The sequence below is a fragment of the uncultured Tateyamaria sp. genome (assembly GCF_947503045.1).
In the GTDB taxonomy this organism is placed as follows: Bacteria; Pseudomonadota; Alphaproteobacteria; order Rhodobacterales; family Rhodobacteraceae; genus Tateyamaria.
Genome location: NZ_CANNCF010000001.1, coordinates 969116 through 989593, shown reverse-complemented (window position 1 = coordinate 989593; position 20478 = coordinate 969116). Strand labels below are relative to the sequence as shown.

Annotated in this window: 16 protein-coding genes and 1 pseudogene; 4 read left to right on the top strand and 13 right to left on the bottom strand. The window is 61.9% G+C overall.

Annotation, left to right across the window (positions count from 1 at the left end):
• Positions 1-104: 104 nt before the first annotated feature.
• Positions 105-1010 carry an L-threonate dehydrogenase gene (ltnD, locus tag Q1A89_RS05045; RefSeq protein WP_299724546.1) on the top strand — a complete coding sequence of 302 codons (906 nt, stop codon included), beginning with the start codon at positions 105-107 and terminating at the stop codon, positions 1008-1010.
• Entirely contained in the window at positions 1007-1756 is a 750-nt protein-coding gene (locus Q1A89_RS05040) for a TIM barrel protein (RefSeq protein ID WP_299724545.1), read from the top strand. Before ltnD ends, Q1A89_RS05040 begins: the two co-directional genes overlap by 4 nt.
• On the opposite strand, the gene arsJ is transcribed toward Q1A89_RS05040, so the two are convergent.
• The 11 genes and pseudogenes from arsJ to Q1A89_RS04985 form a co-directional block, all read right to left on the bottom strand.
• Positions 1722-2984 carry an organoarsenical effux MFS transporter ArsJ gene (gene arsJ, locus Q1A89_RS05035; RefSeq protein ID WP_299724543.1) on the bottom strand — a complete coding sequence of 421 codons (1263 nt, stop codon included), beginning with the start codon at positions 2982-2984 and terminating at the stop codon, positions 1722-1724. The genes Q1A89_RS05040 and arsJ overlap by 35 nt on opposite strands.
• A complete protein-coding gene (locus tag Q1A89_RS05030; protein ID WP_299724541.1) occupies positions 2981-3973 on the bottom strand; it encodes an ArsJ-associated glyceraldehyde-3-phosphate dehydrogenase in 993 nt (330 codons plus the stop codon). The genes arsJ and Q1A89_RS05030 overlap by 4 nt, the downstream gene beginning before the upstream one ends.
• 75 nt (positions 3974-4048) lie before the next feature.
• The gene (locus tag Q1A89_RS05025; protein ID WP_299724538.1) at positions 4049-5980 is read right to left on the bottom strand and encodes a beta-galactosidase; all 1932 of its coding nucleotides are present in this window, start codon (positions 5978-5980) and stop codon (positions 4049-4051) included.
• On the bottom strand, positions 5977-6810 hold the full coding sequence (locus Q1A89_RS05020; protein WP_299724536.1) for an SMP-30/gluconolactonase/LRE family protein: 834 nt from the start codon (positions 6808-6810) through the stop codon (positions 5977-5979). Before Q1A89_RS05020 ends, Q1A89_RS05025 begins: the two co-directional genes overlap by 4 nt.
• Positions 6810-7412, bottom strand: coding sequence for a 2-dehydro-3-deoxy-6-phosphogalactonate aldolase (locus Q1A89_RS05015; RefSeq protein ID WP_299724534.1), 603 nt, complete (start codon positions 7410-7412; stop codon positions 6810-6812). Before Q1A89_RS05015 ends, Q1A89_RS05020 begins: the two co-directional genes overlap by 1 nt.
• Positions 7409-8232: pseudogene (locus Q1A89_RS05010) on the bottom strand (2-dehydro-3-deoxygalactonokinase). The gene Q1A89_RS05015 and the pseudogene Q1A89_RS05010 overlap by 4 nt, the downstream one beginning before the upstream one ends.
• A gap of 59 nt (positions 8233-8291) precedes the next feature.
• On the bottom strand, positions 8292-9062 hold the full coding sequence (locus Q1A89_RS05005; RefSeq protein ID WP_299724532.1) for an SDR family oxidoreductase: 771 nt from the start codon (positions 9060-9062) through the stop codon (positions 8292-8294).
• A 22-nt stretch (positions 9063-9084) separates the two neighbouring features.
• The gene (locus tag Q1A89_RS05000; protein ID WP_299724530.1) at positions 9085-11169 is read right to left on the bottom strand and encodes an alpha-galactosidase; all 2085 of its coding nucleotides are present in this window, start codon (positions 11167-11169) and stop codon (positions 9085-9087) included.
• A complete protein-coding gene (locus Q1A89_RS04995) occupies positions 11166-12014 on the bottom strand; it encodes a carbohydrate ABC transporter permease (RefSeq protein ID WP_299724528.1) in 849 nt (282 codons plus the stop codon). Before Q1A89_RS04995 ends, Q1A89_RS05000 begins: the two co-directional genes overlap by 4 nt.
• Positions 12014-13009, bottom strand: coding sequence for a sugar ABC transporter permease (locus Q1A89_RS04990; RefSeq protein WP_299724526.1), 996 nt, complete (start codon positions 13007-13009; stop codon positions 12014-12016). Before Q1A89_RS04990 ends, Q1A89_RS04995 begins: the two co-directional genes overlap by 1 nt.
• Positions 13010-13163: 154 nt before the next feature.
• Positions 13164-14396, bottom strand: a complete 1233-nt coding sequence (locus Q1A89_RS04985; protein WP_299724524.1) for an extracellular solute-binding protein — start codon at positions 14394-14396, stop codon at positions 13164-13166.
• A 203-nt stretch (positions 14397-14599) separates the two neighbouring features.
• On the opposite strand from Q1A89_RS04985, the gene Q1A89_RS04980 reads away from it, so the two are divergent.
• Together Q1A89_RS04980 and ugpC are read left to right on the top strand one after the other, a co-directional pair.
• Positions 14600-15388 (top strand): IclR family transcriptional regulator, encoded by a 789-nt coding sequence (locus tag Q1A89_RS04980; RefSeq protein ID WP_299724522.1) that lies wholly within the window; start codon positions 14600-14602, stop codon positions 15386-15388.
• Positions 15389-15416: 28 nt separating this feature from the next.
• Positions 15417-16478, top strand: coding sequence for a sn-glycerol-3-phosphate ABC transporter ATP-binding protein UgpC (ugpC, locus tag Q1A89_RS04975; RefSeq protein WP_299724520.1), 1062 nt, complete (start codon positions 15417-15419; stop codon positions 16476-16478).
• A 298-nt stretch (positions 16479-16776) separates the two neighbouring features.
• Here ugpC and ptsP read toward each other — a convergent pair whose 3' ends face one another.
• Both ptsP and Q1A89_RS04965 read right to left on the bottom strand, forming a co-directional pair.
• Positions 16777-19017: a phosphoenolpyruvate--protein phosphotransferase gene (gene ptsP, locus Q1A89_RS04970; RefSeq protein WP_299724518.1), complete on the bottom strand. Its 2241-nt coding sequence runs from the start codon at positions 19015-19017 to the stop codon at positions 16777-16779.
• A 150-nt stretch (positions 19018-19167) separates the two neighbouring features.
• Complete coding sequence (locus tag Q1A89_RS04965; protein ID WP_299724516.1) at positions 19168-20406, bottom strand: aspartate kinase; 1239 nt, start codon at positions 20404-20406, stop codon at positions 19168-19170.
• Between the last annotated feature and the right edge of the window lie 72 nt (positions 20407-20478).

The window sequence follows — 20478 nt, the reverse complement described above, 5'->3', positions numbered from 1 at the left end:
AGACCGCACAGCGCGCCGATCCGCGCCGCCGCCCCCTGCCCCTTGCGCTTGCCGCGCGGATTGCCGAACACTGCCCCAACGCGCCACAAAATTTGGAGACCTCCATGACCACTTCACACCGCACCGCTGTCATCGGGCTTGGCTCCATGGGCTACGGGATTGCGCAATCCTGCCTCGCGGCGGGGCACGAAACCTATGGCTTTGATGTCTCTCCCGAACAGACGGCCCGCTTTGCCGCCGCAGGTGGTGCGCCCGGCGCGATCGCGGACGTGGCCGCGACCCTTGATGCAGTCATCGTGGTCGTTTTGAACGCTGAGCAGACCAAAACCGTGCTGTTTGGGCCCAATGGCGTCGCGCCGCTGATGCGCAAGGGCGCGGTCGTCATGGCCTGCGCCACCGTACCGCCCGACTTTGCCCGCCGGATGGAGGCAATGTGCACCGATTTCGGCGTCCATTACCTTGATGCGCCGATCTCGGGCGGGTCGCTCAAGGCCGCGCAAGGCGCGTTGTCAGTGATGGCCTCGGGCACGCCGGAGGCCTTTGCCGCTGCCCGCCCCGTGCTTGATGCGACAGCCACAACCGTGTTCGAATTGGGCGATCAGGCAGGCCCCGGATCGGCCATGAAGGCGGTCAACCAGCTGCTCGCAGGCGTGCATATCGCGACCATGGCCGAGGCGCTGACCTTCGGCATGACCCAAGGGGTGGAGCCCGCGCAATTCGTCGAAGTGATCAGCAAATGCGCGGGCACCAGCTGGATGCTGGAAAACCGCGCGCCCCACATCGTGGCGGGCGACTACACGCCGCACTCTTCCGTCAATATCTGGCCCAAGGATCTGGGCATCGTGTTGGACGTGGCCAAATCCGCCAGCTTCTCCGCCCCGATCACGGCAGCCGCTCTACAACAGTTCATCGCCGCCGCGGGCATGGGGATGGGGGGCGAGGATGACGCGGCGGTGGCCAAGGTCTATGCCCGCAACGCCGGGCTGACCCTGCCGGGGGAAAAGCCATGAGGTTCTCGGCAAATCTCGGGTTCCTGTGGGCGGACCGACCGTTGCCCGACGCCATCCGCGCCGCCAAGGCCGCCGGGTTCGACGCGGTTGAGTGCCATTGGCCCTATGACACGCCCGCCGAGGACGTTCGGGCCACTTTGGACACCACCGGCCTGCCGATGCTGGGCCTCAACACGCGGCGCGGCGATGTGGCGGGGGGCGAAAACGGCCTTGCCGCACTGCCGGGGCGGGAAGACGAGGCGCGCGCGGCAATCGAAGAATCCATTGCATATGCGAGTGTCGTGAATGCAGGTGCGATCCACGTGATGTGCGGCTTTGGCCACAGGGATGCAGCGCACGTAACCTTTGTGGACAACTTGCGCTTTGCGTGCGCGGCAACGGACAAGATGATCCTGATCGAACCGCTGAACCGCCATGACGCGCCGGGCTACTTCCTGTCCACCACGGATCAGGCCCGCGCCATCATTGACGAGGTCGCCGCACCCAATCTCAAGCTGATGTTCGACTGTTACCATGTGGGCCGGAACGAAGGTGACGTGACCACGCGCCTTGGTGCCTTGCGCGACATCATCGGCCATATCCAGTTTGCATCTGTCCCCGACCGGGGCGCGCCGGATCATGGCGAGCTGGATTATGCCCATATCTTTGCCGCCCTCGCCGACTGGCCCGCCCCATTGGGGGCGGAGTATAAACCGGGCGGCGATACGGACGCTACGCTGGGTTGGATGGCGCGTTTTCGCGGCTGATCCGCCCGATCGACAGCCAACTGAGGGCAATCATGAGGGCGGCAGTGCCCAGACACAGCGGCAGGCCACCGATCTGATATGTCAGGCCCGAAAGAACCGTGCCGATCAAACGCCCCGCGGCGTTGGCCATATAGTAAAACCCCACATCCATCGTCACACGGCCTGCGCTGGTAAAGGCGAGGATGAGGTAGGAATGCAGGGACGAGTTAAGCGCAAACAACACGCCAAAGATGAGCAATCCAATGACCACCGCCCCGGTCAGCCACAGGGTCGGCGCACCTGCCAGAAATGCGGCGATGGCAAGCGTAGCAGGAACGAAGAACAGCGTGGCGACCCAGAACCGGGCGGCGGCTGCAAGGTCGGCCTCCGACCGCCCCGCACTGCGCAGGATGGCGGGCGCGCGCGCCTGAACGGCCCCGTACAGGATCACCCAAAGTGCCATGAAGGTGCCGATCATAAAAAAGGCGGCGCGCTGGCCGTCCGGTGTCCCGTCGCTGAGCACCGCATAGAAATAGATCGGGATTCCGACCACAAACCACACATCCCGCGCCCCGAACAGAAAGACACGGGCGAGGCTCAGCCAGTTGATGCGCGCGTTTTTCGAAATGACCTCTCTGAACTTTGCGCCCTTGCGACCGACCGGCAGGCCCGGCGGCATGCGCATGCCCACAACCAACAGGATGACGCCCAGCATCACGGCCATACCCAGAACGGATGGAACGAAACCGAACAATGCCAGCGCCCCTGCCCCAAGAAGAAAGCCCAAGCCCTTCACCGCGTTCTTGGATCCCGTCAGCAGCGCGACCCAGCGAAACAACCCATCGCCCTCGGGCGCGAGCAGTTTGACCGCGGATTTGGAGGACATCTTGGCCAGATCCTTGGCCACACCCGACATCCCCTGCACGCACATCACGAACACGACCGAGGCGGCAACGCTCCAGCCCGGATCAAGCTGTGCGAGCGCGATCAGTGCCACCACCTGAAGGCCAAGACCGACATAAAGCGTCGAGGTCAGCCCGAACCGCGCCGCGATCCATCCGGCGGACAGATTCGTGATCACGCCCGCGATCTCATAAAGGACAAAAAGATAGGCCAGTTGCACGGGCGAAAAGCCAAGGCTGTTGAAATGCAACAGCACCAGCATCCGCAACGCCCCGTCCGTCAGCATGAAGGCCCAATAGGCCGCCGTCACCGCCACATAGGCCGCAAAGCCCGCAGGCCTGCTCACAGGGATGCGCCCACCATTTGCGCGACATCGACCAGCCGATGGGCGTAACCCCATTCGTTGTCATACCAGGCGTAAATCTTCACCTGCGTGCCGTTCACCACCATAGTGGAAAGCGCATCCACAATACTGGAACGGGGATCGTTGGTGTAGTCCGAAGACACCAGCGGGCGGGTTTCATAGCCGAGAATCCCATATAACGGACCCGCTGCCGCCGCCTCGAACAGGGCGTTGACCTCTTCGACGGTTGTGGCCCTCTCCACCTCGAACACGCAGTCGGTGAGCGAAGCGTTGAGCAGCGGGATGCGCACCGCGTGGCCGTTCAGCTTGCCGGTCAGTTCTGGATAGATCAGCGTGATGGCCGTGGCCGAGCCCGTGGTGGTCGGGATCATCGAGTTGAGCGCCGACCGCGCGCGCCGCCAATCCTTGGCCGGACGGTCCACAATGGTCTGCGTGTTGGTCACGTCATGGATCGTCGTGATCGAAACGTGCTTGATCCCCAACCCTTCGTGAATCACTTTAACAACGGGTGCTAAGCAATTGGTTGTACATGATGCTGCCGTGACAATCGGCTGCCCGGTATAGGCCGCATTGTTGACCCCGAACACGATATTGGCTGTGTCACCGTCCTTGACCGGGGCGGAGACGACAACCTTTTTCACCCCGGCGGCAAAGTAGGGCGCGAGCGCGGCTTCGGTCTTGAACACGCCAGTGCAGTCGATGACGACATCAACGCTATCCAGCGGCAATTCCTCGATCCGGCGCATGCCATGGGCGGGGATGCGGGTGCCGTCGATGGTGATACTGTCGGCATCGGCGGCGAACTCTGCAGGCCAGCGCCCATGCACGGTGTCGAATTCGAGCAGGTGGGCGTGCATCGCCGGATCACCCACCGCATCGTTGACAAAGGCGATGTCGCAGCCGCCCTCAAGCAGAGGGCGCAGCGCCAGCTTTCCGATGCGGCCAAGGCCGTTCAGGGCATATGTGGTCATGGGGCGTCTTTCGTGTGAAGCACTCTGCGGGCTATGACAGTCCTGCATGACAATTCCATGACAGCGCGCAAAAAGCTAGCGTGGGCGGCGCAGAACTCCGGCAACTGGCAGAACTTTACCTTCCACTTCAGCATCTTGCGCACCGTAGTTGAACCAGAACACTTCACCCCCGGTTTCCCGGCGACGTACAGAGTCCGGCATCTCATGTACCTCCAGATCAGGCGCGACGCTGCGCAGCACGCGCATATGGGCGGCATCGTCCAGCCAGCCCGCGACATAGCTCACATGGTCCGAACAGCGCAGCGCGACGGGTGCGCCGTCCTCTGTGCGCAGCAAAACCTCGCTGCCGCCCTCGACCTGTTCGAGATAACCGACCACCTGCCCGCCGCCGTCGACCGGCACCGGCATGTCGGGCCGCATGGACTGTACCCGCGCGACCGTCAAGTCACTGCCGGGCCATGCCGGAGGCAGCGGCGTGGGGATCGAGAAATGCGTGTCGCGTGCGCCGCTGCGGGGGCCCAGCACAACCTGACCTTCCGCCGCATCTAGGGCGCCCTTCAAATCGTCGGGCATATGCATCATCCCGGGCACCAGCACCAGTGCATAGCCGTCAAAGTCGCGCGCCGTTGGAGGCAGAATATCCACGGACAGACCTAACTTGCGGCACGCACGATACCAGTCAAAGACCAACCCGAAATAGCTGAGGCCTGCCCCGTGCGGCTGCACCGCCCACATCGCATCTGCACCATAGTCGAATATGATGGCGACCGGGGCCTGCGCAGGGGCGACGTCCGGGGCGTCGGCCAGCTCCGCCATCACGAGCGCGGCCTCGCCAAAGGCCTCCGCCTCGGCTGAGTCCGGGCGCAAAAGACCCGCATGCATCTGTTCCTGCGCGAACGGTGCCTGACGCCAGCGGAAATAACAGACCGCCTCGGCGCCATGGGCAAAGGCCTCCCAAGTCCAGAGGCGCACCATGCCCGGCAAGGGGGCGGGGTTGTAGGGCGCCCAGTTCACCGGGCCGGGTTGTTGTTCCATCACCCACCAACGCCCGTCCTTGCCGACAGCGCGGTAGAGGTCATGGTGGAAGGCCTGAAAATCCGGGTCGCCCTGCTGCGCGTAGGCACGCTTGTGCGCATCCGACCCGCCCGAGCGGTCCTCGAGAAAGCCCAGTGGGTAGCTGTCCCAGGACGCGATATCGAGATCGGCGCCGACCTTGAAGTGATCGAAATCCGTGATCCGCCCCATGTAGTTGTGGGCAATCGGCGCCTCGGAATGCGCGCGAATGATGTCGACCTGCGCGCGGTTGAAGGCCACCACCTGATCGGAAGAAAACCGGCGGAAGGCGTGAGCATGGGCCGGGTTCACTTCGGTCACGGTGAGGTTGGGCAGGCCGATCTGGTCGAAATCATCATAGTCCATCGACCAGAAGACGTTGCCCCATGCCGCATTCAGCGCATCGATATCGCCGTCATTGCCGCGATAGGATTCCGGCGCGGGAAACTGTGTGCGCAGCCAGTCGCGAAAGGCACGGGTGGCGCAGTCTGAATAGCTGAGAGTGGTGTCGTGGCAGCTATATTCATTGTCGGTCTGCCACGCGCCCACATCCGGGTTTGCGCCGTAGCGCTCGGCCATGCGGGTGACGATCCGGCAGCATTCGGACAGATACCCGGCGTGGGAAAAGCAGTAGTGGCGGCGCGAGCCATAGCCGCGCACGCGCCCCTCTGCATCGACGGGCAACATGTCAGGGTGCTTGGCCACAACCCAGGCCGGTGGCGTGGCGGTGGGTGTGCCCAGAACAACCGTGAGGCCTGCCGCGCCCAAAGTCTCGATCGCCCGGTCCAACCAGTCAAAGTCATATTCTCCCTCGACCGGCTCCATCCGTTTCCACGCGAATTCACCGATGCGCACCCATGTGAGGCCAAGGGCAGCCATGCGGGCGGCATCCTCGGCCCATTGCGCCTCGGGCCAGTGTTCGGGGTAGTAACAGACGCCAAGTGTGCGTTTCATAGGATCACCTGATGTTCGCGTTGGCCTTTGACGCCTGCATCAACGGCAAAGGTCATGCCGCCTTGCGCTTCGTCCGTGCCATCAGCGGCGGAGGTGGCAAACAGGGTTGTGCCCTCGGGGCCACCAAAGGCCGGGCATGTGGTTTGCGCGGCGGGGGTCTCAACGTGGCGCAGATATGTGCCGTCGGGCGCGTAGCAGGCCATGCGGCTGGCGCCCCATTGCGCGTTCCAGAGGTTGCCAAGACTGTCCACAACCGCGCCATCAGGGTTCAACCCATCCTCGCGCAGGTCCAGAAAAACCTGCGGTTCGGCCGATGGCCATCCGTCAGTATCCAGCGCAACCTTCTGGATTTGCTTGGAAAAAGTATCGCAGAAATAGGCCACCTGCCCGTCCGGTGCAAAACAGATCGCGTTGGAGATGGTGATACGATCAAAGAGCTGGCGCAGCTCGCCCCGGTAATAGCGATAGATGGACCCGGCATAGGCCTCGGCCTTGATCCCCATCGTTCCGATCCAGAAACCGCCCTGCAGGTCGGCGCGCCCGTCATTTGAGCGGGTGACCGGGTTGTCGGCCTCAAGCGGTGTCACCAGTTCGCGCGCGCCGGTCGGGATGTCAAAGCGCCACAGGCCCGTGGCCGAGGCCATCAGCAGGGTGTTTTCATCCACCCAGCCCGCAGCCGAGACATGGTCATCAAAGGTCCAGCTTTGGCGGTTTTCGCCCTTGGCATGCAGGGTCTTGTTCAGAATATCGAACCAGAACAGTTCGTTCCGGATCGGATGCCAGAGCGGCCCCTCGCCGAGGGCGCAGGCACGGTCGTCAAAGACCTCCATCACGCGCCTGCGTCGTAGGCCGCAACCATATCCGCCGCCCGCGCCGCGACATCCGCCACGGACATGCCCGGTTTGTAAAGCGCGGAGCCGATGCCGAACCCGGTGATCCCGGCGGCAAACCAGTCGGCGAAATTCGCCGGACCCACGCCGCCCACGGCATAGGCCTTGGTCCCTTTGGGCAGCACCGCACCGATGGCCTTGAGCCCCTCGACCCCGAGCAGCGAGGCCGGAAACAGTTTCAGCCCGTCGGCCCCCGCCTGAAGTGCTGCAAAGCATTCGGTGGGCGTCATCACACCGGGAAAGGACATCATGCCCGCCTGTTTGGTCGCCACGATAATGGTCGCGTTCGCATCCGGAGACACCACCATATGCGCGCCCATCTTGTGCAGCTTTTCCACGTCGCGCACGTCGAGCACGGTCCCTGCCCCGATCATCGCATGGGAACCATGGGCCAGCAGCATTTTCGAAATGCTGTCAAAGGGTTGCGGAGAGTTCAGCGGCACTTCGATCCGGGTGATACCTGCGTCGACCAATGCATCCGCGACGGCTTCGGCCTCGTCTGGCGCGATGCCGCGCAGAATGGCGATGATTTCCCGGCTCATGCGGCTTCTCCATAGATTTGGGACCATGCGGCGGTGAGGCCTGCGAGGGTCATGTCTTCGACGCCTGCGCTGTGGCAGGGAACGGATTGCAGGGCAAGGGCCTCTGCATAGGCGCGGCTGAGGCTTTCGGCGCCGATCAGCGCAACCTGTTGGCCCAGCCAATAGGGGCGCATGGCGGCCAGTTCGGCACCGATCAACAGACCCGACAGGCGCGCGCGGGCGGCATCGGGGTTGAGCCCGGCCAGCAACCCTTCGGCGCGCAGCGAAAACAGGGCGGCGGCCAGCCCTTCAGGTTTGGAGATCGCCTGATCGATCCCGGCGGCAAAACTGTCCGCGTCCCAGCCCGCGCCCATCGAGTGGCGCAGCACCGATTGGGTGGACAGAAGGGCAAACATCTCGCCTGTCATCGCGGTGCGGAAGCTCACGATTTCACCCGCACTCACATGGACCCACTTGGTATGAGTGCCGGGCAGGCAGATCACGCCGTCAAAGCCCGGATGGGTGGCCAGATATCCTGCGATCTGGGTTTCCTCGCCGCGCATCACATCTGCGGGGTGGTCCTGTTTGACACCGGGCAGGATGCGCACATCCATACCGGGCACTGCGACAGCCTCGGCCGCGCCGGGGGGCGCGCAGGGGGTTGTAGATAAGGTGCCTCAATCCAGCCCTGACGCGAGCCGACCATGCCGCAGGCCAGTACCGGGGCGGGCAGCGCGTCACCCACAAGGGCGCGCAAGGCCGGTTCAAACCCGTCGCGCGCCAGTGTGCCCATGCCCGCATCGGACTGGCGTCGTTCAAGGATGTGGCCATCGCCGCGCATCAGCCACGCGCGCAATTGCGACGTGCCCCAATCCACTGCGATCCACGTCCCTTTTGCCATCAGCCCGTCACCGCCACGCCACCGTCCACGACAACCGCCTGCCCTGTCATCATCCGGCTCGCATCCGAGGCCATGAACAGCACAGCCCCCACGATGTCGCGCGGTTCAAGATGTTCCTTGAGGCACTGGCGGTCCATATGTGCGGCCAATCCGTCGGGCGTCGCCCACTGATCCAGCTGCTTTTGCGTCAGCACCCAACCGGGCGCCAGCGCGTTCACGCGGATCTTGTCGGGGCCGAACTCGCGCGCGAGGCTGCGGGTCATGCCGTTGATCGCCGAATTGGCGCTGGTGTAAAGCGGATAGCCCGCATTCCCCATCATGTAGCTGATCGAGGAAAAGTTGATGATCGACCCGCCGCCAGCCGCCTGCATGCGGGGCATGACCGCCTGACAGGCAAAGAAATAGGCCTTGAGGTTGATCGCGATCATCCAGTCGAAAAAGTCACTGTCGACCTCTGCCGTGCTGTGGCGCTTGTCGTTGGCGGCGTTGTTGACCAGCGTCGTGACGGCGCCATGGGCCGCACTGGCCTGTTCGATACAGGCCTTGAGCGCGGCATCGTCGGTGATGTCGCAGGGCATGAACAGCGGGCGGGTGCCGTACTTGGCCTCCATCTCGTCACAGAATGCGGTCGCGTCCGAGCGCTGGACAAAGGCCACCTTGGCGCCCTGTTCCAGAAACCCTTCGGTGAGGGACGCGCCGATGCCAGAACCGCCGCCGGTGATGAACACCGAAGCGCCGTTCAGGTCGTGGAATGTCACTGTCTCTTTCATCTCAAACTCTCTTTCGTGCGGGTCAGGCCAGATCGCCTTTGATCACCCACATCCGTTCGGGGAAACTCCACGGCAGAGTAAGCCCATGATACATCAGGTAGGCCCCGCTCACCACCAGCGGGCCGGATTTCAGCGCATTTGCACCGCGCGACAACACGCCGACATCGTCGCGATTGATCAGCTCGATCCGGTACTTTGCGTCCGGCGTCAGCCGGGTCAGGCGCAGGGGGCGCGGCGCGATCTGGTCCGAGGTGGCGGCCTTGCCGGCAAAGACGACAAATTGCCCACCGCCCTCTTCCAGATGCTGTTCCGCGATCACCGCCGGGTCGGCACTGTCCAGACGCAGGATATCGGCGCCATACATCCAGTCGCGGTTGGCCTTCCACCAGTTGGTGACCTCGCGCAGAACCTTGGCCTCTTCCTCGGTCAACTCACGCGGGTCCATCTCGAACCCCATATGGCGTTGGGCGGCGACCCAGGCGCGGAACCGGATGTCGAGCGTGCGCCCCGAAGTGTGACAGGTGCGCGGGCCCACATGGCTGCCAGTGACGGCCATGGGCAAAAAGATCGACGCGTTGTGCTGGATGCGCAGCCTTTCGACCGCGTCATTTGAGTCTGACAGCCAGACCCGCTGGGTGCGCTCCATGATACCAAAGTCGATGCGGCCGCCCCCGGACGCGCAGCTTTCAATCTCCACATGCGGAAACTCGCGGCGCAACCGATCCAGCAGCGCATAAGACCCCCGCGTCTGGGCCGCATCAGGCATGGGCAGCACGCGGTTGTGGTCCCATTTGATATATTCGATGTCGTGGCGGGACAGGATGTCGCCGATCCGCGCAAAGAGAAAGGACTGCACAGCAGGCAGCGCCATATTGAGCGCCATCTGCTGGCGGCCCATGATCTGATCCTCGCTCCCCAGCGCCCAGTCGGGATGGGCACGGAAGATGTCCGAATTCGGGTTGATCATCTCGGGCTCGAACCAGATGCCAAAGGTCATACCGCAGCCTTTGACGTGGTCGATCAACGGCGTGAGACCGTCGGGATACTTGCGCGGATCGACCTCCCAATCGGACAGGGCCTGCGTGTCGTCATCGCGATTGCCGAACCAGCCATCATCCAGCACGAACCGCTCGGCCCCGAGGGCGGCGGCGCGGTCAGCGATGTCCTTGAGCTCGTCGAGATTGTGGTTGAAATAGACCGCTTCCCAGCAGTTGTAATGCACCGGGCGCGACGCCTCGGGGCGGGGAAATGTCACCACCCGGTCGCGCAGGTGGCGCTGGAACGCGACTGCGCAGCCATTCAGACCATCGTCGGAAAACACGGCATAAAGCTTGCCGGTCGAAAAGTGCTTTTGCGCCTGCCCTTCCATCCTTGCGGCATGGCCGAACTGGATCTGGCGGCGGCCATCGGGCAGCTCTTCGGCGACCATCCGGTGCCCGCCGGACCAACCATAGTGAAAGGCATAGGCCTGCCCGGTCGCGTTCGAGGCCCCGCGCACCGGCACGATCAGGCCGGGGAAATGTTCGTGCCCCGTGCGCCCCGTGCGGTTCTCGCGGTAGCGGATGCCCGGTGACCACGGCGTGCGGTTCATCTGGAATTCGCCACACCAGCGCCCGGCGAAATCGATCATCTCGTCGCTCAGTTGCGGCGCTGGAAACACCGGCGCGCTTAACCAGTGCAGGTGCATGGGCTGGTCTGCCTCGACCTCGGCGCTGGCCTCGATGATGTGGGTGGTGGGATCAATGGCAAAACGGGCGCGATAGGTCAGCACGCGGGTCTGATCCATATAGGTCAGGATCAACACGTTCTCGCCCAGATCGGCGCGCTCCAGACAGAACTTGGGCAGGAACGGCGTGCCGTCCCCGTTGCGGATGATCAGCCCCGGTTGGCCGGGAAAGGACCGCGTGGATTCCGGGCAGATGCTCAGCTCCGGGTTCAGATCCAGCATGCCGCCGGTCACATCGAGGGTATAGGCTTCGTATAGCGTGGCCAGATCTTCGGTCTCCGGCAGGCTGGGTCCCCAATAGACGACCTCAGCCAGCCGACCCCGGTCAGAGCCGAGAACCAAAGTCTGGCGTCCGTCATCCAGACGCCAGCATGCGCTCACTTCACGGCTCCCATCGTCAGGCCGGAAATAAAGTGGCGCTGCATCAGGAAGAAGCACGCCACAGGTGGGATCGCTGCCAGCAGCGAGGCTGCAGACACCAGATGCCAGTTGTTCACGAACTGACCGTTGAGCGCACGCACACCGGCCGTGATCGGTTTTGCGGACTCGCCCTGGGTCAGCACGTTGGCCCAGAAAAAGTCGTTCCACACAAAGGTAAAGATCAGCACCGCGAGCGCTGCAATCGCAGGGCGCACGAGGGGCAGGATCACGTACCAGAAGATCTTCCACTCCGCGATGCCTTCGATCCGCGCGGATTCGATCAGATCAAAGGGCAAGGCCTTGATAAAGTTCCGCATAAACAGCGTGCAGAACCCGGTCTGGAAGGCCGCGTGGAACAGGAACTGACCCGCGATGGTGTCATAAAGCCCGGTTTGGACCGACATGTCGCGCACCGGCACCATGAGGATCTGGAACGGAATGAAGTTGCCCGCCACGAACAGGAAAAACAGCGGCAAAGCGACCCGGAACTTGTAGATCGCCAGCGCGTAGCCTGCGAGGCAGGCAAGGGCGACCGAGATCATCACGGTGGGCACGGTGATCAGCACCGAGTTCCACATGTATTGTGCCGCCGCTGACTGGGTGAAAACCGCAGAGTAGTTTTCGATCAGCGCAAATTCGGACGGCCAGCCAAAGACGTTGCCCGAGTTGATGTCGGCCGCCGACCTGATCGAGGTCAGGAAAATGGCCAGCAGCGGCAGCAGCCACAGGATCAGGGCCACAGGCAGGAAGGCCTGATAGGAATAGCGGACGGTGGCGGTGGATTTTTCTACTGGACGCGGAAACATCAGCGGCCCCCCTTTTCGTCTTGGTACATCTGCCACAGGAAATAGCTGATGAAGATCAACATGATACCGAACAGCACGGTGGCCACGGACGAACCGTACCCATACCGTTCGCCATATTCGGAAATCGCGACTTCGTACATGTAATGCGACAGCACGTTGGTCGAGCCGAACGGCCCGCCCTGCGTCATGATCGCAATCATATCGAACGATCGCAGCGCCCCGATCACCGTCACAACGATGGCGATGAAGGTCGCGGGCTTGAGTTGTGGGACAACCACGTACCACAGCATTTTCCAGCCCTTGGCCCCATCAAGGCGCGCGGCCTCGATCTGGTCAGCGGCGACGTTGTTGAGGCCTGTGAGATACAGGATCATGCAATAGGCGATCTGCGGCCAGAGACCGGCGGCAATGATGCCATAGGTCGCCCATTCCGGGCTCGACAGAATGTCAGGCGCGGGGCGCGAACAGGTGAAGGTCACATTGCCCAGAATGTTGGTGGTTTCCTCGCAGAACACCGCCTTCCACAACGTGCCGACCACCCCGAAATCCGGGTTGTAGAACCAGCCAAAGATCAGGCCCACAACGACCTGTGAGATCACGAAGGGGAAGAAGAACATCGACTTGTAAAACCGCATCCCCGGAACCGTCTGGTTCAGGAACAGCGCGATGAACAGGCCCAGCGGCACCGCCAGCATGAACAGGATCAGCCAGGCCAGGTTGTTGCGCAGCGAGGTCCAGAAGTTCGGATCATCCCAGAGCTTGGCGTAGTTCTGAAAGCCGACCCAAGTGGCGGTGCTTTCGCCATCTGCCGAATACAGCCCGTTCCATTCATAAAGGCTGAGCCAGAGGCTCTGGAAAATGGGGATCACCACGTAGATGGCGAAAAAGATCAGCGCGGGGATCAGGAATATCCACGGCGCGATGGCCAGCTTGTTGCGCTTGACCCAACTGGGTCGGGCAGAGGCAGTGGTATCGGGGACAGCGGCGTGGGTCATGACGGACTCCTGATATGATATCGGGCCTGATCGGCGTCGGGGTCGCAGGATATGGGGCGACAAACCAACCCTTTGAAAACGCTAAAACATAGCACTTACAACGTGTTGATAGGCAAAAGGTGGGGCGGGCAACGTGGCCCGCCCCATGTCGTACTTACTTGTAGACTTCGGCCTGAACCGTATCCAGACGCTCAAGGATCGCGTCGACCTTGGAGGGGTCCAGCATGAATTCCTGGAAGCCTTCCATGCCTGCCTTGGCCATTTCGGCCGGGGCGTCGCGGTCAAAGAACTGCGCCAGACCAGACGCGCCGTTCAGCAGGGCAAAGCCTTCCTGAATGAACTTGTCGTCCGAAATGTCCGCCTTGGAGTTGATGGGCAGCTGACCAATGGTCTTGTTCCACTGGGTCTGCACGTCAGGGCGCGCAACGAAGGCCAGGAATTTCTTGGCATCTTCGACGTTCTTGGCGTTTGTGGGGATAAAGAACGCGTCTGCAGGCGCTTCTTCGGCACCGGGGATGGACGCATCAATTGTCGGGAACGGCATGAAGTCGATCTGCTCTTCGGTCAGACCGGCGTTCTTGTAGCCATCGACCGAGAAGTTGCCCATGACATACATCGCCGCATCGCCATTGGCGAAAGGTGCGATGGCGTCCTGCCAGCTCATCGAGGCGTGGTTGTCGACAAAGCCACACTCGTTGATCAGCGTTTCCCAGTTGGAGAATGTGGCCCGGATGCGCGGATCGGTGTACTTGATCTCGCCCGCGGTCAGTGCGTTGTGCACGTCATAACCGTTGGTGCGCAGGTTCAAGTAGTCAAACACGCCAGCCGCGGTCCACAGGAACTTGGTGCCGATGGTGAAGGGTGTGACGCCGTTCTCTTTCATCTTGCCACAGGCCGCCAGCAGCTCGTCCCATGTCTGGGGCTCTTCCAGCTCCAGCAGGTCAAAGATGTCTTTGCGGTAGTAGATGCCCCACTGGTAGTAGCTGTAAGGCACACCCCAGATTTTGCCATCGCGGCTCATCGTGGGTTTGATCGCGGCCAGATCGTCGTTGAAGCCGTTTTCTTCCCAGACATCGTCGACAGGCTGGAACAGTCCAGCGTCAACAAAGGGGGCCATGCGGTTGCCGGGGTACCAGCTTGTCACGTCAGGCGCTTCGGCCGTCAGAAAGTTCCGAATCGCCGTTTTGTGGGCTTCGCGGTCGTTGATGTTGACGATCACGTTGATGTCGGGGTTTTCCTTTTGGAAAAGTGCCACAGCATCATCAAAGCCCTTTTTGGGGCCCGGGTTGAGGTCGTCAAAGTTGATGACCAGATCGCGCGCGAACGCACTGCCAGCCATAGCCGACAGGGCAATTGCCGCCACGGCGGTTTTCATATTCAGGAACATGGTTTCCTCCCTTAGTTCCGTTTCTCCCGTTTTCGGACCATGTCTCATCGGCCCGGAAACGGAAAGTCAGATTTCTTTTGACTTACAGTCTCGTCTCATAGAAGTTCCACATAGTGAAACTGCATTCCAACTATCGGAACTATGCGGTGACATGTTCGGCAGGTCAACAGATTCCTGTCGGGCGGTTTGGGAGGACCAATCAGATGAACACCGCAGCCCCAAGATCCGGGGACGGCACCATTGGCAAGGCGCTCGAAGTGCTGGACCTGGTTGCGCAGGCCGAACGGCCCGTGCGGTTTTCCGAGTTGTTGACCCTGTCCCCTCACCCCAAGGCAACGCTGTATCGGCTGGTGCAGACGCTGACCAATCTGGGCATGCTGCGCTATGATGTGGATCGCCAGACCTATGCGCCAGGCCTGCGCCTTGTCAGCCTTGCGCATGCGGCGTGGCGGCAAAGCTCCCTTGCGCCCATCGCGCGGCCTCATATTGATAGGCTCAGCGAAACGCTGGGGGAAACCGTGCACCTGGCGCAACTGGACGGGGGGCAGGTTCTGTATGTGGACAAACGCAACGCCGCCGACCCGATCGAGATGTTTTCTCAGGCCGGCAAGGTTGGCCCCGGCTATTGCACGGGTGTCGGCAAGGCCATGATCGCCTTTCTGGGCGATGACGCCCGCGAAATGGCCCTGTCTCAGCAAGCCTGGTTTGCCCATACCGCCAACACCCACACCGACCGCGACAGCCTGTCAGCCGAACTCGAAGTGATTCGCGCCGAGGGTGTCGCCTATGACCGCGAAGAGCATGAGCCCGGCATTATCTGCGTTGCGGCCCCGATCCTGTCCGAAACAGGCCGCGCCATTGGCGCGCTCAGCGTCACCACATCTACTGCGCGCAAATCCCTGGCCGATCTGACCAGACTTGCACCGCATCTGAAATCAACCGCGCGAGAGATCGCGCAGGCCACCGCCAACTGGCAGTTCCCAAGCCAATAACCATTCCTGAACTCGAAGGGGGAGACCAATGACCGGAGTGACACTTCACAAAGCGATCAAACGATACGGGGCCACACAGGTTATCCACGGTGTGGACCTGACCATTGATGATGGCGAATTCTGTGTCTTTGTCGGCCCCTCGGGCTGTGGCAAGTCCACGCTGCTGCGCATGATTGCGGGGCTGGAAGAAACGTCAGACGGCCAGATCAACATCGGCACCCGCGATGTGACCCACATGGACCCCGCAGCGCGCGGCGTGGCGATGGTGTTCCAGACCTACGCGCTTTATCCGCACATGACGGTCAAGGAAAACATGGGGTTTGGACTGAAAATGAACGGGGTCGACAAGGCCGAGATTGACCGCAAGGTCGATGGGGCCTCCAAGATCCTCAAGCTCGACGAGTATCTGGACCGCAAACCTGCTGCCCTGTCGGGTGGTCAGCGTCAGCGGGTCGCCATTGGCCGCTCGATTGTGCGCGGGCCCGAAGTGTTCCTGTTTGACGAGCCGCTGTCCAACCTCGACGCCGAACTGCGCGTCGACATGCGGGTCGAAATCGCCCGTCTGCACAAGGAACTGGGCACCACGATGATCTACGTGACACACGATCAGGTCGAGGCCATGACGCTGGCCGACAAGATCGTGGTGCTGCGCGCAGGCTATATCGAACAGGTCGGCAGCCCGATGCATCTCTATCAGGACCCCGACAACAAGTTCGTGGCCGGGTTCATCGGCTCTCCGGCGATGAACTTTGTGAATGGTGTGGCCGAAAAGGGTGCTGTGCGCGTCCCTGCCCTGTCCGACACGGTGGTGCCCACATCCGTCGCCCTGCCCGCCGAAGGCAGCGACGTGATTGTCGGCGTGCGCCCGCAGGACATGGAACTGACCGCCGGCGCCTCGGCCATCACCCTCGACATCCGCGAGCGGTTGGGTGGCGTGGCCTATGACTACCTCAACACGCCGACAGGCGAGCGACTGGTTGTCGAAAGCCGCGGCGATCTGGCGATGGAAGAAGGCACTGAGGTCACCGTGACCTTTGATCAGGAACGCACCATGTTCTTTGATGCCAAAAGCGAGGCGCGCCTGCGCTAAACCTCGCCACATATCACGCACCACAAGCCGCCCGCGCGTCCGCCCGGGCGGTTTTTTTGTGTTCAGCGGCACTGTGGATATGTGGATTGCCGTTCTGGGGTTTATTTTGGAATTTTATCGTTTTTGTGCAATTTTGTTCCCAAGTATGGTGAGTAAGGTGGAATTATTGTTAGTAATTTACAAAAAGAGGCGTGCTTTTCTATTTAGAATGAACGCTTTCTGAACGTAGAGTTATCCACAGAATAAGCTGACGCGTGACCTGAAAGATCACGCGCAACCATCTGAAATGTTAATGAAATCAGCCCTGCTGGCGCAGGTACTCCATAATCGCGGGCCGGACGTTCATTTCGCCTCTGTGGCGCGCATCCGCGATCACTTTGCGCACCTCTTCCAGATTAGACCGGCGCAGCAAGGACTTGACCGGCCCGATTGAGGCGGGGCGCATCGACAGATTGCGCAACCCGATGGCGGCAAGACACAATGCCTCGACCGGGCGTCCTGCATCCTCACCGCAGAAGGACAACGGCGTTTTGGTGACTTCACAGCGCTCCACAATCCGCTCGATAAAGCTGAGGAACGAGACGTTGAGCGTGTCATAGCGCCGCCGCACCCGCTCATTCTCTCGGTCCGCGGCAAAGAAGAACTGTTTGAGGTCGTTGCCCCCGATCGACAGGAAACCAACTTCTTCAAAGAACTTTTGTGGCGCAAAGGCGAGGCTGGGCGTTTCGAGCATCGCGCCCACTTCGATGTCCTCGGGCAGCACGTGGCCCAGGGACCGCTCGCGTTCGATGGCCTTGTCCATCTGCGCGCAGGCGAGGGTGTATTCCTCGAACTGCGCGACAAAGGGAAACATCACCGTCAAGGGTCGCCCTGCCGCAGCGCGCAACAGCGCCTGCAACTGCATTTGCATCACGCCGGGTTTATCGAGTCCGACCCGGATCGCGCGCCAACCGAGCGCCGGGTTCGGCTCATCATTGGGTTTCATATAGGGCAGCACCTTGTCCGACCCGATGTCGAGTGTGCGGAACACCACCTTCTTGCCCTGCGCCGCATCCAGCACGCGGGCATAAAGCGCCGAGAGTTCCGATCGTTTCGGCATCTGGTTGCGGATCAGGAACTGCAATTCGGTGCGAAACAGCCCGACCCCTTCCGCGCCGGATCCCTCAAGCGAGGGCAGATCGGCCATCAGACCCGCATTCATCGTCAGCGAAATCACCTCGCCGCACAGGGTCTGGGCCGGTTTGTCGCGGATCGAGACATAGCGCTCGGCGGCGGCCGCCTGCATCGCCATCTTGTCGCGAAAGGCACTGACCACAGAGTCATCGGGGCGCAGATGCACGATGCCCTGCTCGCCATCCACCAGAACATGATCACCGTTCAGCGCCTCGAGCGTGGACCGGTCCGCATGGACGATCAGCGGAATGGCCAGCGCACGCGCCACGATGGCGGCATGAGAGCCGACTGAGCCTGCCTCAAGCACGATCCCCTTGAGGCTGCGCCCATAATCAAGCAACTCGGCAGGGCCAATGTTGCGGGCCACAAGGATCGGATCATCCGGCATCTCGGCGCCCGTGTCCTTGCCCTGCCCGGTCAGAATACGCAGCAGGCGGTTGGACAGGTCGTCCAGATCGCTGAGCCGTTCGCGCAGGTAGTTGTCACTCGCCTGCCCCATCCGGGCGCGGGCCAGCGATTGTTCCTTTTCCACCGCGGCTTCGGCGCTCAACCCGTTGGAGATGTCCTCTTCCATCCGGCGCATCCAGCCCTTGGAATTGGCGAACATCCGGTAAGCCTCGAGCACCTCGGCCTGGTCCTTGTCGACACTGGCCAGCGCCAGCATCTTGTCTACACCCACGCGCAATTCCTCGACCGCCTCCTTCAGGCGTTCCAATTCGCGATGGGGGTCGTCGGCAATCGGGTTGGTGACGACAACGCGCGGTTCGTGCAGCCAGATATGGCCCTCGGCGACTCCTTCCTGCGCAACTGTGCCGCGCAGCATCACGGGCTGGCTGTGGCGCTTGCCCATGCCCCCGGCCTCGCCGACGAACGCGCCAAGCTCGGTCATTTCGGCCAAGACCATCGCGACCACTTCGAGCGCATACACCTCGTCGGCGGAAAACTCGCGCGCCTCTTTGGATTGCACAACCAGCACGCCCAGCGCCTCGCCCAGACGCTGTACAGGCACACCAAGAAAGCTGGAAAACACTTCTTCGCCGGTTTCGGGCATAAAGCGAAAACCGCGCGCCTTGGGGGCATTTGCGGTGTTCACCACCTGGCGGCGGCGCGCCACGCGGCCCACAAGCCCCTCGCCCAGACGCATGCGGGTGCGGTGCACCGATTCAGGGTTCAGCCCTTCGGTGGCGCAAAGCTCGAGCGTGTCCTCGTCGCGAAACAGGTAGATCGAACAGACCTCGGTGCCGATGCTGTCCGCGATCAGATGGGTGATCTTGTCCAGCCGCGCCTGCCCGGCATCATCCCCGGCCATCGCGTCACGTAACCGCCCCAAAAGCTTGCGGCTTTCTGTTTCCACCCGTTCGGCCATTGGCCCCCGCCCCTCAATCTCGTGCAATCACAGATTAGATCACAGCCCCGGCAAAAGCGAAACGGCAAAGCGCCGTGTGATCCGGCGAATTTCCACTTATGGTAGAAATTCGGGCCGACGCGCGCGAAACGCGGCCGTATGCGTCACCAATCAGGCGGCCTTGTGCAACTCGAATGCGTCATGCAGCGCCTGCACCGCAAGTTCCATGTACTTACGGTCGATCAGCACGGAAATCTTGATCTCTGAGGTGGTGATCACCTTGATGTTGATCCCCTCGGCGCTCAGGCATTCAAACATCTTGGCCGCAACACCTGTGTGGCTGCGCATGCCGATGCCGACCACGCTGACCTTGGCCACTTCGGTGTCGGCAATCAGCTCGTGAAAGTTGATCACGCCCGCACTCTGGGCCTCGTCCATGGCCTTTTGCGCACGTTTGACCTGATCAGTGGGACAGGAAAAGGTCATGTCGGTGCGCCCTTCCTCACTGATGTTTTGAACAATCATATCGACATTGACGCCGCCCTCGCTGAGCGCGGTAAAGATGGCCGCCGCGATGCCCGGGCGGTCCGCCACGCTCACCAGCGTCATCTTGGCCTCATCCCGGCTATAAGCCACACCGGCCACAACATTGCTTTCCATGATGTCCTCCTCGTCGCAGACCAGCGTACCGGCCTCGTCCGATTGTTCCTCAAAACTGCTCAAGACCCGCAGGCGCACCTTATAGCGCATCGCCAGTTCGACCGAGCGGGTTTGCAGCACCTTGGCCCCGAGCGAGGCCAGTTCCAGCATTTCCTCAAAGGCGATCCGATCGAGCTTGCGCGCCTTGGCGGTGATGCGCGGATCGGTGGTATAGACCCCATCCACATCCGTATAGATATCACAGCGCTCGGCCTCAAAGGCGGCGGCAAAGGCAACAGCGGTCGTGTCCGACCCGCCCCGGCCCAGCGTGGTGATGCGTCCCTCGGGGCTGACGCCCTGAAAGCCTGCAACCACAGCCACGCGCATACCTTCCGCAAACTTGGCATTGATATTGTCGGCCGGGATCTCTTCGATCCGGGCGCTGGAATGGGCCGATGTGGTGCGCACCGGCACCTGCCAGCCCTGCCAGCTGCGCGCGGGCACATCCATTTCCTGCAAAGTCAGCGCCATCAGCCCGGCGGTTACGTTCTCGCCGCTGGACACAACCGCATCATATTCGCGCGCATCAAACAGCGGCGAGGTCTCGTTGACCCACCCGACCAGTTCGTTGGTCTTGCCGGACATGGCAGACACAATGACGATCACATCATACCCCTTGGCCACCTCGACGCCCACTCGCTTGGCGGCGCGGCGGATGCGGTCCAGAGTGGCCACAGAGGTGCCACCGAATTTCATCACCAGTACAGGCATGGATTGGCCTCGGAAAATTACTCCGCTCGGGCCTTATCGCCCCCCTTCGCCAGTTGCAAGGCAACGCACGCC

Bases quoted from the DNA above. Each gene is read 5' to 3' on its own strand.
- ltnD (WP_299724546.1), top strand. From the start codon at position 105: ATGACCACTTCACACCGCACCGCTGTCATCGGGCTTGGCTCCATGGGC.
- Q1A89_RS05040 (WP_299724545.1), top strand. From the start codon at position 1,007: ATGAGGTTCTCGGCAAATCTCGGGTTCCTGTGGGCGGACCGACCGTTG.
- Q1A89_RS05030 (WP_299724541.1), bottom strand. From the start codon at position 3,973: ATGACCACATATGCCCTGAACGGCCTTGGCCGCATCGGAAAGCTGGCG.
- Q1A89_RS05025 (WP_299724538.1), bottom strand. From the start codon at position 5,980: ATGAAACGCACACTTGGCGTCTGTTACTACCCCGAACACTGGCCCGAG.
- Q1A89_RS05020 (WP_299724536.1), bottom strand. From the start codon at position 6,810: ATGGAGGTCTTTGACGACCGTGCCTGCGCCCTCGGCGAGGGGCCGCTC.
- Q1A89_RS05015 (WP_299724534.1), bottom strand. From the start codon at position 7,412: ATGAGCCGGGAAATCATCGCCATTCTGCGCGGCATCGCGCCAGACGAG.
- Q1A89_RS05005 (WP_299724532.1), bottom strand. From the start codon at position 9,062: ATGAAAGAGACAGTGACATTCCACGACCTGAACGGCGCTTCGGTGTTC.
- Q1A89_RS04995 (WP_299724528.1), bottom strand. From the start codon at position 12,014: ATGTTTCCGCGTCCAGTAGAAAAATCCACCGCCACCGTCCGCTATTCC.
- Q1A89_RS04990 (WP_299724526.1), bottom strand. From the start codon at position 13,009: ATGACCCACGCCGCTGTCCCCGATACCACTGCCTCTGCCCGACCCAGT.
- Q1A89_RS04985 (WP_299724524.1), bottom strand. From the start codon at position 14,396: ATGTTCCTGAATATGAAAACCGCCGTGGCGGCAATTGCCCTGTCGGCT.
- Q1A89_RS04980 (WP_299724522.1), top strand. From the start codon at position 14,600: ATGAACACCGCAGCCCCAAGATCCGGGGACGGCACCATTGGCAAGGCG.
- ugpC (WP_299724520.1), top strand. From the start codon at position 15,417: ATGACCGGAGTGACACTTCACAAAGCGATCAAACGATACGGGGCCACA.
- ptsP (WP_299724518.1), bottom strand. From the start codon at position 19,017: ATGGCCGAACGGGTGGAAACAGAAAGCCGCAAGCTTTTGGGGCGGTTA.
- Q1A89_RS04965 (WP_299724516.1), bottom strand. From the start codon at position 20,406: ATGCCTGTACTGGTGATGAAATTCGGTGGCACCTCTGTGGCCACTCTG.